Consider the following 13,674-nt stretch of genomic DNA (forward strand, 5'->3'; position numbering starts at 1 on the left):
TCAGATGGCCGCGTTGAGCGCCGCGTAATAGCCGGCATAGTCCGGCCGCTTCTTGAGCACCGTCTCCAGATATTCCTCCAGCACCACCTTGTCTTGCACCGGATCCTTGACGATGGCGCCGACAAGGCTCGAGGCAAGGCCCGCGGCATGAAGCTTGCCGTCGTCGAACCAGGCCGCCTGACTGAGGCCACCGACCATCGTGGCGATCGCCTCGGCGGTGGACAGCGAGCCCGACGGCGTCTTCAGCGTCACCTTGCCGTCGGCGGTCGCGCCCGAGCGCAGCTCGCGGAAGATGGTGAGCACGCGGGCGATCTCCTCGCCGACATTCTTCGGCACCGGCAGGTCAAGCCCGCCGGCCATCTCGCCGACGCGCCGGGAGACGATGGAGACTTCCTCGTTCATGTCCTCAGGCAAGGGCAGCACCACGACATTGAAGCGACGCTTCAGCGCCGAGGAGAGCTCGTTGACGCCCTTGTCGCGGTTGTTGGCCGTGGCGATGATGTTGAAGCCGCGCTGCGCATAGATCGAAGTGTTCAATTCCGGCACCGGCATCATCTTTTCCGAGAGCACGGTGATCAGCGTGTCCTGGACGTCGGAGCCCATGCGCGTCAACTCTTCCAGGCGACAGAGCTTGCCGTCCTGCATGGCGCGGTAGAGCGGGGTCGGCACCAGCGCCTCCTGGCTCGGGCCCTTGGCCAGCAGCTGGGCATAGTTCCAGCCATAGCGGATCTGGTTCTCGTCGGTACCGGCGGTGCATTGCACGACCAGCGTCGAGTTTCCCATGATGGCGCCGGCGAGATGTTCCGACACCCAGGATTTCGCCGTCCCGGGAACGCCGAGCAGAAGCAGCGCCCGGTCGGTAGCCAAAGTGGCGACCGCCGTTTCCATCAATTGCCGGCGGCCGACATATTTCGGCGAAATCACCGTGCCGTCGCTGGCCTTGCCGCCCATCAGATAGGTGAGCACTGCTTTGGGCGAGAGGCTCCAGCCGGCAGGCTTCTGACGGTCGTCGCCGCGCGCCAGCGCCTGCAGTTCCGACGCATAGATTTCTTCGACCGGAAGGCGGATGGCTGCGTTCATGCGATCGTCTCCAGTTTGATCATCTGTGGGATTGGTTCTGGGCAAGCGCCGCGTTGAGCCGCAGCAGACCGAGCGATGGGGATGCGGGCGGCAAGCCTGCGGCAACGACCTCGCCGATTAATTTTTCCGCCGTCGCCGCCGTGGCGAGAAAACCCATAGTTTCGAGATACTGCTCGGCGCTTCGTTTCATGATGTCGTTGTCACCCGAGACGGCGGCACGCAGCGCCGAAAGCGTCTTGCCGCTTGTGAGGTCGCCCCATTCCAGCCAGCCTGCTTCCGCGCCTTCGACTAGGGTGAGCGCGGCCAGATTTTGCGCGTCATTCAGGATCTGCCTGATCAGGAGACGTTTCCTGCCGCCGTCCAAACGCAACATGAGCTGGAGGACGAGAAGCGCCAACCTGCCGCCGGCGGCGACGAGCAGGTCCGCCAAACAAGCCACCGCCGCATCGCCGCCGGACGCCGAGACCATTCGAACGAGAAAGAGGTCGGCATTGTCATCGACGCCAAACTGCCATGCTCCGATGAAATCGGACTCCGTCTTGCCGAAGTGAGCGACGAGATCGCCGAAATAACAGGACGCGAACAACTCGGCGCGACGTGCCTGTTGCGCGGGCGACTTGATTTTTATCGGCGTATAGGTGGTGCGGCGCCGGATGAAGCCGGATTTGCCTTCCTCGATGAAAGCGGCGAGCTCGGCTATCGGATTCTCCGGCCCGCCATCAGTTGGATTGCCACGTTCGCCCAACCTTGCCAGGAGCCGGCCGGCCATTTCGCGCACTTTGCCGGAGCGATCGGCAGACAAGCTCTTCAGAAACGGAACGTCATCGGTACCAAGGCCGAAACGCATGAGTTCGACAAGTGGAAGCCTGACCTCCGCCGGTTCGCTTACCCCTTTGGTCTCGATGAGAGTCCGCGCCAAGGCGGGCCTGGTGCGCCGTAAATCAATCAAGGCAATACGGCGGGCGGCTGGATAGAAGTCGTCCCAGGTTTCGGCCGTCAGTTGCTCGCGGCCGGACCGTTTTTCGCCTTCGGCGCCTGCCTGCCAGTCGATCCAAGGCGCATAGACTTCCGGACTGTCCTGATCCGTCACAGCGGGCATCCAGTCCATCGGATGCAGCACGAAGCCTCGGCTGGCGACGAGCATGGCCACGCGGGTCTTGAGCCGCGCATCGGCTGCATATTTCAGTGCGGCACGCAGCGACGGCCGCAGCCGTTCGGGAAGCATCGGCAAGGCCAGCAATGGCAGTGGCGGACGGCGTTTCAAGGTTTTCGGCGCCGCCGGGCGAAGCGCGACATCCAGCGCCTGCGCGGCAATGGCCAGCAGCCGCCGCTCCCGCTCGTCCGGGTTGGCCGCCGCCGCGACTTCCTTCCATTCGGCGGGAGCAAATTCGAAAGCAGCGCCGCCGGAAATCCAGCCGTCGCGCAGCCTCGCCAGCGCTGCCTGATCGAGCTCGTTCACGACAGGTCGAGCCTCCCCATGCTGCTTTGCGAAGCCAGAAGCTCGAGCCTCGCGCCATTCCAGAGCGCGGCCGTCGCCGCGAGGTCGAGACCGAGCAAGGTTTGATTGACCGAACCCGCGACAGGCAAGGCGATGCCATGCCGATCGTTCGCCGCCTGCCACCAGGCGCCGTCCCTTTCGTCCAGCGCGATCGCGCCGGCCGGCAGGATGAGCGGGCAATCGGAAAGCCAAGGCGTTTTGTCCTGGAATATGGAATAAGCGGCGAGCGGATCGGCCTCGGCGCCGCCGGCGAACGCGGGCCATGCGCCAGGCGACGCGTCGCCCAGCCGCTCCGCGACCAGCGCCCTGAGCGGATTGCGGGATGGGTAGAACACCAGCCTCGCCTTGAAGCGGTCCCCGGGGGCAAAAGCGCCGGAGCGCCGCCCCGCTGATGCCGGGAAGAAATCGAGCAGGAGTGCAAATCGTGGAGTTGGACTCCCGAGATCAAGCAACCAGGTTGCGTGGCTTACAAGTCCGTCGCGCCGCGTCTCGATCTTTTCGCCAAGCACCTCCCAGTCGCTCTCGACCTGGACGGCATCGGGGTTGGCGAGGATCTGGTCGCGCGTCTCCGACGTCGAGACCAGGCGCTTCAATTCGGCATCATCGGGCGCGGCACGCCAGGCCTTGCCGAGCAGCACCAGCTTGCCGAGCTCGCGGATCGCGGCATCCGGGCGCTCCTCGCCGCGCAGCGCCATCAGCCTCGCCGGCAACTCGTCGATGCGCCCGGCGAGCGTCGTCGCCTTCAGATCGACAAGACGCGCCGCGATGCGGCGGCAGCGTTCGCTGCTGGCACCGACAAAGCCGGCGAGACCGAGCCGAAGCTGATCGGCGATCCATTGGTCGAGCTCATCGAGCGCCGCAGAAACCGCGCTGCGCGTGTCCTCGGCCCGCTTGCGCTGCGCGGCCTCGCGGCGTTCGGCGGCAGCAGCGTCCTCAACAGGAGCGGTCTCTTCCGGCCGCGATGCCTCGTCGATGCTTTTGCCTTCCGCGCGCGCGGGCGCTTGCGCCGACGGCTGTCCTGGCTTGCGGCGCCGGCCGAGCCAGTCGTTCACCCAGTCGGGCGTCTGGTCGACACGCGCGAAGCTGTCGGGCGCCGTGGCACCGACCCACGCCAACGCCAGTATGTGCTTGCACGGAAATTTTCGCGACGGACAGGTGCATTTATAGCCGTGATCGGAGGTGTCGAATGCGACCCGGTACGGATTGGATCCTGAGCCCTGGCATTCGCCCCAGATAAGCGGAAGCTGTTCATGTGCTTCAAGCCTAGGCCAGTTCGACCGCTTGGTCAGCTTGGCCGCGGCGCCAAGCGAAGCCTGATCGGGGGCCAATGCCTCGATTGTCTTCAAATCCAGCTGCAAGCCGCGCGCCTCTCACCACCCCGAAGCAATGACGTCGCAACGATTGATAGCCGTTTGCGGCGCGCCGGTGTAGCTCCAGCCGCCGTAAAATTTGAGAACCTGTCTAACGTTCCGTTGCTCTCCTGACAGTGCCGGTCAGGTCATTTGTGAACATCGTTCATTTTTCTCTTGAACGTCGTTCACGTTGTGCTATGATGCATTCGTGAACAGCGTTCAAGGCAATGTATCCGGCTTGAAACAGACCGGCGCCGATCCGGCTTAACGCTGAAACGAAAGGATCATATCGATGCTCGCCGACAGCCAAGCCCGCAAACAGTCACCTGCCAGCAAGGCCTGGAGACCGATCGTGGACGACAGATTCCAGGCGCCAAGAACAAGAAACAAATGGTTTGGATTGAATCGCAGTAACGAAGTTTAACGGCTTCCCGATAAACAAGGCTCAAACCGCGCAAGTGTCCGCTCAGTCCAATCGGATTGCCAGCCGGACTTGCCCAATGGAAATTGCCATGAACACCCATCTGATGATGTCGCGGCGCTTCGCGCCTCTCTTCTGGACGCAATTCCTCTCAGCCTTCAATGACAATTTCCTGAAGAACACGCTGGTGTTCCTCATTCTGTTCACGCTTGCCAAGGACCAGGCCGCGTCGCTGGTGACGCTGGCGGGGGCTGTCTTCATGGCGCCCTTCCTGCTGCTGTCGGCGCTTGGCGGCGAGATCGCCGACCGCTTCGACAAGGCGCTGATCGCGCGGCGGCTGAAGTTCACCGAGATCGCCGCGGCCGCCGTCGCCGTCGCCGGCATCGCGCTGTCGTCGATCCCGGTGCTGATGACGGCGCTGTTGATGTTCGGCACCATCTCGGCGCTGTTCGGGCCGATCAAATACGGCATCCTGCCGGATCATCTCGAGCGCAAGGAACTGCCAAAGGCCAATGCCTGGATCGAGTCGGCCACGTTCGCAGCGATTCTCGGCGGCACCATCGCCGGCGGCGTCGTCTCCGCCGATGGTGTCGGCGTTTGGGTGTTCGGACCGATCATGATGGCGCTGGCCGTCGGCTGCTGGTTCGTCAGCCGCTACATCCCCGCCACCGGTTCGGCCGCGCCCAATCTTGCCATCGACAAGAACATCTTCCGCTCGACCTGGCGGCAGGTCGCCGACTTGCGCACCGACACGCGCATCTGGCGTGCCGGCCTGATGACCTCCTGGTTCTGGCTGGTCGGCGCCATCGTGCTTTCGATCCTGCCGACGCTGATCAAGGATTCGCTCGGCGGCAACGAGATCGCCGTCACCGCCTATCTCGCCGTGTTCGCCGTCTCGATCGCCATCGGCTCGGCCATCGCCGCCTGGATGTCGCAAGGGCGCATGGTGCTGCTGCCGGCGCCGGTCGGCACCGCGCTGCTGGCGCTGTTCGGCCTGCATCTGGCCTGGACCATCGGCAGCATGCAGCCCTCGCCCAAGGCCGAGACGCTTGCCGCCTTCTTCGCCGGGCCGAACACCATTCGTGTCGCCATCGACCTCGCCGGCATGGCCATCGCCGCCGCCTTCCTGGTGGTGCCGACCTTCGCCGCCGTGCAGGCCTGGTCGCCGGAAGCGCGCCGCGCCCGCGTCGTCGCCGCCGTCAGCATCGTCAATGCGGGCTTCATGACCGTCGGCGGCATTCTCGTCGCGGCCATCCAGGCTGCGGGCGTCTCGATCGCCGGCATCCTGTTCGGCCTTGTCGCGGCCAATGCCATCGCCGCCTGGCTGATGCTGAAATATCTGCCGACCAACCCCTTCCGCGACTTCGTCTCTATCCTCTTCCGCGCCTTCCTGCGCCTGGAGATCGAGGGCATCGAAAACCTCAAGGCGGCCGGCAAGGCGCCGATCCTGGCGCTCAACCATGTCAGCTTCCTTGACGGTCCGCTGGCCCTGACCCTGACCGACGAGGAACCAGTCTTCGCCATCGACTATACGATCGCACAGGCTTGGTGGATGAAGCCGTTCATGAAGCTTGCTCGCGCGCTGCCGCTCAATCCCGCGAAACCTATGTCGACCCGCACACTGATCAAGATCGTGCAGGGCGGTGATCCGCTGGTCATCTTCCCGGAAGGCCGCATCACCGTCACCGGCGGCCTGATGAAGGTCTATGACGGCGCGGCCATGGTGGCCGACAAGACCAGCTCGATGGTGGTGCCGGTGCGCATCGAGGGGCTGGAGAAGAGCTACTTCTCGCGGCTGACCTCGCAGCATGTGCGCCGCCGCCTGTTCCCGAAGGTCAAGGTGACCATACTGGAGCCGGTGAAGCTCGAAGTCGCGCAGGAACTGAAGGGCCGCCAGCGTCGCGCCGCGGCCGGTTCCGCGCTCTACCAGGTGATGTCGGACCTGGTCTTCCGCACCCAGGACATCGGCAAGACGGTGCTGGAGAAGATCATCGAGACCGCCAACGAGCGCGGCATGAAGGAGCTCGCCGTTCAGGATCCGGTTACCGGGTCGCTGAGCTACGGCAAGCTGCTGACGGCCGCCGCCGTGCTCGGCGAGAAGTTCGAGCATCTTTATGCCGGCCAGCAGACATTGGGCATCATGCTGCCCAACGCCAACGGCGCCTGCGCGGCACTTCTCGGCGTGATGTCGGCCGGCAAGGTTCCGGCGATGATCAACTTCACCGCCGGTGCAGCGAACATCCTGTCGGCCTGCAAGGCGGCCGAGGTGCGGACCGTGCTCACCTCCCGCGCCTTCGTCGAACAGGCAAAGCTCGGGCCGGTTGTCGAGGAGATCGGCCGCTCGGTCGACATCGTCTGGCTCGACGACCTGCGGGCCACGATCGGCCTCAAGGACAAGCTACTCGGCCTGTTGCGCAAGACGACGCCGCGGGTGGCGCGCAAAGCGGACGATCCGGCAGCGATCCTGTTCACCTCGGGCTCGGAAGGCACGCCCAAGGGCGTGGTGCTCACCCACCGCAACATCCTGGCCAATGCCGCCCAGGCCGCCTCGCGCATCGACTTCCATTCGGGCGACAAGGTGTTCAACGTGCTGCCGATCTTCCACTCCTTCGGCATGACGGCAGGCACGGTGCTGCCGCTGATCTCCGGCGTGCCGGTCTATTTCTACCCCTCGCCGCTGCACTACCGCATCGTGCCGGAACTGATCTACGGGTCGAACGCGACGATCATCTTCGGCACCGACACGTTCCTCTCCGGCTATGCCCGCACGGCGCACCCTTACGACTTCCGCTCGGTGCGCTACTGCTTCGCGGGCGCCGAGCCGGTCAAGGCCGCCACGCGCACGACCTATATGGAGAAGTTCGGCCTGCGCATCCTGGAGGGCTACGGCGTGACCGAAACCGCGCCGGTGATCGCCATCAACACGCCGATGTACAACAAATCGGGCAGCGTCGGTAAGATCATGCCCGGCATGGAGTACCGTCTCGAGCCGGTGCCCGGCGTCGACGAAGGCGGGCGCCTTTTCGTGCGCGGCCCCAACGTCATGGCCGGCTATCTGCGCGCCGAGAATCCTGGCGTGATCGAGCCGCTGGAAAACGGCTGGCACGACACCGGCGATGTCGTCACCGTCGACGATGCGGGCTTCATCTCGATCCGTGGCCGCGCCAAGCGTTTCGCCAAGATCGGTGGCGAGATGGTTTCGCTTGCCGCGGTGGAGGCGCTGGCGGGCGAATTGTGGAAAGGCTCGCTGTCGGCCGTCGCCACGCTGCCGGACGCGCGCAAGGGCGAGAAGCTGATCCTGATCACGGAAGCGTCCGGCGCCACCCGCGCCGAGTTCCTCGCCTTCGCCAAGGCCAACGGCGCCATGGACCTGATGGTGCCGGCCGAAGTGCGTGTCGTGGCGAAAGTGCCGGTGCTCGGTTCCGGCAAGCTCGACTTCGCCGGCGTGACCAGGATGGTGCGCGGCGAGGAGGACCTGAAGGTCAAGGCCGCCTGACCCGCGCGTGCGAACAGGCCGGCAACAAGCTCCGGCCTGTTCATTGCCAATCGCTGGCGTTCACTCACATGTTGGCGGCGGTCGGGCGCACGATCACTTCGTTGACGTCGACGCCGTCGGGCTGTTCGAGCGCGAAGCGGATCGCGCGGGCAATGGCGTCCGGCTTCAGCGATTTTTGCCGCCACTCTTTCAAAGCCGCTGCCACCTGCGGGTCGCTGATGTCGTCGCCCAACTCGGTCGCTGTCACCCCGGGCGAGATGATCGTGGCGCGGATGTCGTCGTGCTCCTGCCGCAGGCCTTCGGTGATCGCCCACACCGCATATTTCGTGCCACAATAGACCGCCGCGGTGGGCAGCACGAGATGCGCGCCGACGGACGCCACGTTGACGATGTGCCCGTTTTTCTGCGCGATGAAGCGCGGCAGCACCGAAGCGATCCCGTTCAGCACGCCGAAGATGTTGACGTTTATCATGCGCGCCCACTCATCGCGCTTCAGCGCGGCAAGCGGCGACAGCGGCATGACGCCGGCATTGTTGACCAGCGCATCGATCCGTCCGAATTGGGCATGAGCGGCATCGACGAAAGCCTCGAAGCTCTCGGCATCCGTTACGTCGAGCTCGCGCCAGGCGACGCGTTCACCGATTTCCTCGGCCAGCGCCTTCAGACGCTCGGCGCGTCGGGCTCCGATGAACAGTCTGGCGCCGGCCGCGGCAAGCTCTCGCACCGTCGCTTCGCCGATGCCGCTCGATGCGCCGGTGATGAGTACAACCTTGTCTTTCAGTCCCGTCATGATCGTTCCTTTTGGCTTGCGGTGACGGGATGGAAAATGGCGCCGCACAGGTGAAGACCGGTAGCGTGATCGTCCAAAGAGTTTGCACAATCCTCCAAACGAGGCGGACAAGCCTTGCAACATTCCGCGTCATGCAGATTTATGCGGCATGGAAAAAATCACCGAACTGGCCGGGCTGATTGCCCGGCATGCCAGGGATTCCGGCATTTCAAGCACCGCGATCCCCCGGTTGACGCTCATTCGTGCCGACCGGCCCAGCGCGCCGGTGCCGGCGGTCTATGAAGCCTCGCTTTGCATAATAGCCCAAGGGTCGAAGCGCGTCTCGCTGGCAGACCAGAGCGTGGTCTATGATGCATCGAGCTATCTTCTTGTTTCGGTCGACCTGCCTCTGGTCGGCCATGTTCTCGAGGCCAGTCCGGCCGCACCATATCTATGTTGCAAGATCGACTTCGACCTCGCGGCACTTGCCGATCTGCTGGTGACGGAGCGGCGGGGTTCTGGCGAAAAGGACTTGCCTGTGCTTGCGGTCTATCCGAGCGACCCGGACCTGATCGATGCCGCGAGCCGATTGGTGAAGCTGCTCGATCGCCCCGAAACCATCGATGTTCTGGCCCCGCTGATAGAGCGCGAAATCCTCTACCGTCTGCTTACCGGTCCGCATGGCGCAACGCTTCGTCAAATGGGAACCGTGGACAGCCACCTGAACCAGGTGAGCCGCGCGATCGCCACGATTCGGAACGGCTTCCAGGCGCAGTTGCGGATCGACGAGATTGCCGCGGCGTCAGGCATGAGCGCGTCGTCGCTTCATGCTCACTTCAAGGCGATCACGCGCATGACCCCGCTGGAATATCAAAAGCAGCTACGCCTGCAGGAAGCGCGAAGGCTGATGCTGGCCGACGGGGCCAACGCCGGCACGGCCGGTTTCGCGGTCGGCTATGACAGCCCGTCCCAGTTCAGCCGCGAATATCGGCGTCTGTTCGGCGCCCCGCCCCGTCAGGACATCGAGCGTCTTCAGGCCATACCCGGCTCGGCCGCGGCCTATTGAGGCTTTGGCCGAACAGGGTGCAGCCTGTCAACAGGCCCTGCATCGCCGGAGACTTTGCGCCGGACCGATCGGCTCAGGCCGCGTATCTTGCCATGACGGGCTGCCTCGACCACTGGGCATACCAGGTGTCGAAGAGCTTGAGCTGCTGCTCGGCATAACCGCGTTGGCTGTCGCTCAGCGCGTCCGTCTCGTTGAAGTGCAACCTGTATTCGGGATTACCCTTCAGCACCATCATGTGCTTGAAATAGAGCACGAGGTCCGGTCCCTCGTCGAAAGAGGACAGCACGGCCAGTGCCGCGTCCAGTTCCTGCGCCAGCCGGCGCGCTTCGGCATCGCCTTGCGCCGCCGCCTGGCTGAGGCCCACCAGATGCAGCACTTCCTTGGGCAGGACATTGCCGATGCCGGTGATGGCGCCGGAAGCGCCGCAATTGACGAAGCCGTGGAAGACGGCGGTGTCGACGCCGATCATCAGCGCAACGTCGTCCCGGCTGGTGATGTTTTCCGCCGCATAGCGCAAATCCGCCGGGCCGCCGAATTCCTTGAAGCCGACCAGGTTCGGATGCTCGGCGCGCAGCGCGAAGAACAGGTCGGCGCGCGTGGCAAAGCCGTAATAGGGACTGTTGTAGATGACGGCCGGCAGGTCGGGCGCGGCGGCAAGGATCGCCTTGAAATGATGGCGCTGCGCCGTCACCGACGGGCCGCGCGAGAGCACGCGCGGGATCACCATCAGGCCCCGCGCGCCGACCTTTTGCGCATGGGCGGCGTGCGCCACGGCGCTGGCGGTGTTGACCGCGCCTGTGCCGACGATCACCGGGACGCCGGCCTTCACCAGGCGCTCGACGCCTTCCATGCGCTGCGCGTCGGTCAGCAGCGGCCAGTCGCCCATGGAGCCGCAATAGACGACGGCCGACATGCCGGCGGCGATCAGCTCGCGCCCCTTGCGCACCAGCGCGTCGAAGTCGGGAAGTCGGTCATCGGTGCAAGGCGTCATCAGCGCCGGCATGCAGCCGGAAAAAACATTGGCGGTCATCTTCGAAGTCTCCTTGAGGCAGGCATGCGGAATGACCAGTTTGGCCCGGCGCAGCACCGCTTGCCAAGCGGATAGTCGCTTTTCCGGCTGAAGCGAGCCTCAAACGGTCACCACGATCTTGCCGAACTGTTCGCCTGCTTCCAGAAAACGGTGTGCCTCGGCGATCTTCTCGAACGGAAACGTCCTGGCGATGACCGGCTTCAGCGCGCCTGTGGCGAGGCCGTCGAGGATGAAGGCCTTGGCGGCTTCAAGCCGGGCGGGATCGCCGGTGATCTCGTGGACGAGGTAGCCGCGCAGCGTCAACGTTTTCGTCAGGACATCGAACAGCGGGAACGGCGTCGGCTCGGGGCTGAGGCCGCCATATTCGATGAGAATGCCGCCGCGCGCCATGGCGGCCGTAAGCGGCGTGAAGATCGGGCCGCCGACCGCGTCGAGGACGACGCGAACGCCTTGCGGTGCGATCTTCCTCAGCCTCGCTTCGATATCCTCCTCGGCCAAGGCCACCACATGCGCCGCGCCGGCATCGAGCAGCGCCGTCTTCTTGGCCGATGTTCGGGTGACGGCGATCGGCACCGCGCCAATTCTGTTGGCGATCTGGATGGCGGCCAGTCCGACGCTGCTCGACGCGGCGGTGATGACGACAGGCTCGTCAGGGCCGAGACGTGCGATATCGACCAGCGCGCCATAGGCGGTGAGATATTGCATCCATGTCGCGGCGGCGGCCTCGAACGAAAGCGATGGCGGATGTTTCACCACAAGCTCGGCGGGAAAATTCACGAGCTGGCCATAGGCCGGCCAGCGCGCCATCGAGCGCGGCGGGATGATGCTGACCGCATCGCCCTGCGTTACGCCTTCCACGCCATCGCCGATCGCCTCGACAATGCCGGCTGCCTCAAGGCCGAGGCCCGACGGCAGCGTCGGCGTCTCGATGTAAGAGCCGTTGCGCATCAAGGCTTCGGCGCGATTCAAGCCCAGCGCCCTGACGCGGATCCGCACCTCGCCGGGTCCCGGCGACGGAACATCCATATCCTCGATGCGAAGCACCTCGGGACCGCCGTGACTGTGAAAGCAAACAACCCTTGCCATGCCTGAAACTCCAAACCCAACCGATGGAATGGACTATGCAGCGGTATCGAGAACCGATAAATCGGCACACAGGCAGAACAGTCGAAACGATTGGTTTTGAATATGGATCGCCTCGAAAGCATGGAGGTCTTCGTCAAGGCTGTCGATCTCGGCTCGTTCGCGGCCGCCGCGGCGGCGCTCGACCTGTCGGGGCCGATGGTCGGCAAGCATGTCCGCTTCCTCGAAGAGCGGCTCGGCATGCGGCTTATCAACCGCACCACGCGCCGACAGAGCCTGACCGATTTCGGGCGCGCCTATTACGAGCGCTGCCGCATCGTGCTGGCCGAAGCGCAAGCCGCCGATGCGCTGGCGGCCGATCAAATATCCGAGCCGCGCGGAAAACTGCGCGTGACGATGCCGGCGCATTTCGGCCGCCACTGCGTCACGCCCATTCTGCTTGCGCTTGCCCGGCGTTATCCGACGCTGGAATTGGACCTGTCGCTCAGCGATCGCTTCGCCGATCTCGTCGAGGACGGTTTCGACCTGGCGATCCGCACCGGCACGCTGGATGACAGGGCCGGCATCATCGCGCGCCGCGTCGCGCGGCAGCGCATGATCGTCTGCGCGTCGCCGTCCTACATCGAAAGCTTCGGCCGACCGCATCAGCCCGAAGACATCGCCAGCCATCAGGCGATCGTCTACCGGCGGCTCGGCCAGGCGCTGCAGCCATGGCTGTTTACGCGCGACGATGACTCGGTGACGCAGATCGCCCCCGCCGGTCGGCTGCGGCTCGACGACCTCGACGCCATCGCCGACGCGGCAACCGATGGCATGGGACTGGCCTGGCTGCCATACTGGCTGGTGCGTGAACGCATCGAGGGCGGCACACTGGTCCGCCTGCTGCCTGAGCAAGCGGACTATCTCTATGACTGCCATGCGCTCCGGCTGCAGACGCCCCACCTGCCGCTGAAAGTGCGGCTGGCCGTCGACGCGCTGGCGGCGGGATTGCCGAAGATGATGAGCTAAGTCCACGCCGATTTCAGTCGCTGCATCACACCGAGCCACATCAGCACCTTCGTCGCGAACAGATGATCGTAAGCCCCGAAACCTTCAGCACTGCGGCGGGTTCGACCGTCTATGCGCTGGAAGTCTCATGCCTTTCACACCGTAGAGCGCAGAAGGGCCTGCATGTGTTCTGGCAGGTCGAGCTCGCCGCGCGCCTCGATCTCCAAAAGGTATCGGGCCTTGGCCAGACGGTCGCCTTGCTTGACCGCCCGATAGGCGCAGATGGCCAGCAGCGCCCTCTCCTCCTCTCGCCCGGCCTCGATGTGGTCGCGGCTATGGCTGCCCCTTTTGTGGACGGCCTTGCCGAACGCTGCGTACGCTGCCTTGTGCGCCTCAATCAGGGCGAACAGGTCATTGGATGGTTGCCGGTCACGCCTCAGCGCCTTCGTGCTGTGACCGTTTGCTGCGACGGTCGAGGCGACGACCGCGCAGCCGGAATGAAAGAGCAAGGCGCGGCGGCTGATCCTGGACGTGGCGAACTCTCCTCTTCACTTTACGGCAGGTCCGAGCCGATGCCGTGAACATCACCAACACCGTAACACAACGGTTCGCGCATTCATGTCAGGATGGAATAGCGAGGAAAACGCGCTTGAGGCTCGAGCGCGCGAAATATTCGAGCGGCGGCGGCTGACGAGTCGGAGCCGGTGAAGGGATCGACATCCAAATGCAGGGCGAGCGCTTCGCCGGTCTGACCGGAGGATTCCCGACGCAGATAAGAAAAAGGCCGGGCGCGAAAGCGGCCCGGCCAAAGTATGAAGGTCATAACCTTCAGAGGGGAACATCGCCCGGCGCAATGGGAGGAAAACACCGAGCGATTGTTCCTATGTGGGCC

At 64.5% G+C, this 13,674-nt stretch carries 11 protein-coding genes; 3 read left to right on the forward strand and 8 right to left on the reverse strand.

Annotated elements, in window-relative coordinates; translation table 11 throughout:
• Genes FJ423_RS20245 through FJ423_RS20255 form a run of 3 tightly spaced genes read right to left on the reverse strand, consistent with a single transcriptional unit; the run spans position 1 to position 3,936 of the window.
• Positions 1 to 1,080, reverse strand: coding sequence for an AAA family ATPase (locus tag FJ423_RS20245; RefSeq protein ID WP_140844275.1), 1,080 nt, complete (start codon positions 1,078 to 1,080; stop codon positions 1 to 3).
• 19 nt (positions 1,081 to 1,099) lie between these two features.
• Positions 1,100 to 2,539: a DUF5691 domain-containing protein gene (locus tag FJ423_RS20250; RefSeq protein ID WP_140844580.1), complete on the reverse strand. Its 1,440-nt coding sequence runs from the start codon at positions 2,537 to 2,539 to the stop codon at positions 1,100 to 1,102.
• Positions 2,536 to 3,936 (reverse strand): SWIM zinc finger family protein, encoded by a 1,401-nt coding sequence (locus FJ423_RS20255; protein ID WP_140844277.1) that lies wholly within the window; start codon positions 3,934 to 3,936, stop codon positions 2,536 to 2,538. Before FJ423_RS20255 ends, FJ423_RS20250 begins: the two co-directional genes overlap by 4 nt.
• Positions 3,937 to 4,442: 506 nt before the next feature.
• Here FJ423_RS20255 and FJ423_RS20260 point away from each other — a divergent pair.
• Complete coding sequence (locus FJ423_RS20260; protein ID WP_140844279.1) at positions 4,443 to 7,847, forward strand: acyl-[ACP]--phospholipid O-acyltransferase; 3,405 nt, start codon at positions 4,443 to 4,445, stop codon at positions 7,845 to 7,847.
• Between the two features lie 64 nt (positions 7,848 to 7,911).
• Here the strand turns inward: FJ423_RS20260 and FJ423_RS20265 are convergent, their stop codons facing one another.
• Positions 7,912 to 8,637, reverse strand: coding sequence for an SDR family oxidoreductase (locus FJ423_RS20265; protein ID WP_140844281.1), 726 nt, complete (start codon positions 8,635 to 8,637; stop codon positions 7,912 to 7,914).
• Between the two features lie 148 nt (positions 8,638 to 8,785).
• Here FJ423_RS20265 and FJ423_RS20270 point away from each other — a divergent pair, with 148 nt between their 5' ends.
• A complete protein-coding gene (locus FJ423_RS20270) occupies positions 8,786 to 9,682 on the forward strand; it encodes an AraC family transcriptional regulator (protein ID WP_140844283.1) in 897 nt (298 codons plus the stop codon).
• A 73-nt stretch (positions 9,683 to 9,755) separates the two neighbouring features.
• Here FJ423_RS20270 and FJ423_RS20275 read toward each other — a convergent pair whose 3' ends face one another.
• Together FJ423_RS20275 and FJ423_RS20280 are read right to left on the reverse strand one after the other, a co-directional pair.
• Positions 9,756 to 10,712 (reverse strand): dihydrodipicolinate synthase family protein, encoded by a 957-nt coding sequence (locus FJ423_RS20275; protein WP_140844285.1) that lies wholly within the window; start codon positions 10,710 to 10,712, stop codon positions 9,756 to 9,758.
• Positions 10,713 to 10,811: 99 nt separating this feature from the next.
• The gene (locus FJ423_RS20280) at positions 10,812 to 11,798 is read right to left on the reverse strand and encodes a zinc-dependent alcohol dehydrogenase family protein (protein ID WP_140844287.1); all 987 of its coding nucleotides are present in this window, start codon (positions 11,796 to 11,798) and stop codon (positions 10,812 to 10,814) included.
• Between the two features lie 102 nt (positions 11,799 to 11,900).
• On the opposite strand from FJ423_RS20280, the gene FJ423_RS20285 reads away from it, so the two are divergent.
• Positions 11,901 to 12,803 (forward strand): LysR family transcriptional regulator, encoded by a 903-nt coding sequence (locus FJ423_RS20285; RefSeq protein ID WP_140844289.1) that lies wholly within the window; start codon positions 11,901 to 11,903, stop codon positions 12,801 to 12,803.
• A 134-nt stretch (positions 12,804 to 12,937) separates the two neighbouring features.
• Here FJ423_RS20285 and FJ423_RS20290 read toward each other — a convergent pair whose 3' ends face one another.
• Together FJ423_RS20290 and FJ423_RS20295 are read right to left on the reverse strand one after the other, a co-directional pair.
• A complete protein-coding gene (locus tag FJ423_RS20290; RefSeq protein ID WP_224638516.1) occupies positions 12,938 to 13,291 on the reverse strand; it encodes a hypothetical protein in 354 nt (117 codons plus the stop codon).
• Between the two features lie 107 nt (positions 13,292 to 13,398).
• Positions 13,399 to 13,605, reverse strand: a complete 207-nt coding sequence (locus tag FJ423_RS20295) for a hypothetical protein (RefSeq protein ID WP_140844293.1) — start codon at positions 13,603 to 13,605, stop codon at positions 13,399 to 13,401.
• Positions 13,606 to 13,674 lie beyond the last annotated feature (69 nt).

The organism is Mesorhizobium sp. B2-8-9 (assembly GCF_006439475.1).
GTDB lineage: Bacteria > Pseudomonadota > Alphaproteobacteria > Rhizobiales > Rhizobiaceae > Mesorhizobium.

Bases quoted from the DNA above. Each gene is read 5' to 3' on its own strand.
- FJ423_RS20275 (WP_140844285.1), bottom strand. From the start codon at position 10,712: ATGACCGCCAATGTTTTTTCCGGCTGCATGCCGGCGCTGATGACGCCT.
- FJ423_RS20245 (WP_140844275.1), bottom strand. From the start codon at position 1,080: ATGAACGCAGCCATCCGCCTTCCGGTCGAAGAAATCTATGCGTCGGAA.
- FJ423_RS20295 (WP_140844293.1), bottom strand. From the start codon at position 13,605: ATGACCTTCATACTTTGGCCGGGCCGCTTTCGCGCCCGGCCTTTTTCT.
- FJ423_RS20265 (WP_140844281.1), bottom strand. From the start codon at position 8,637: ATGACGGGACTGAAAGACAAGGTTGTACTCATCACCGGCGCATCGAGC.
- FJ423_RS20260 (WP_140844279.1), top strand. From the start codon at position 4,443: ATGAACACCCATCTGATGATGTCGCGGCGCTTCGCGCCTCTCTTCTGG.
- FJ423_RS20270 (WP_140844283.1), top strand. From the start codon at position 8,786: ATGGAAAAAATCACCGAACTGGCCGGGCTGATTGCCCGGCATGCCAGG.
- FJ423_RS20280 (WP_140844287.1), bottom strand. From the start codon at position 11,798: ATGGCAAGGGTTGTTTGCTTTCACAGTCACGGCGGTCCCGAGGTGCTT.
- FJ423_RS20285 (WP_140844289.1), top strand. From the start codon at position 11,901: ATGGATCGCCTCGAAAGCATGGAGGTCTTCGTCAAGGCTGTCGATCTC.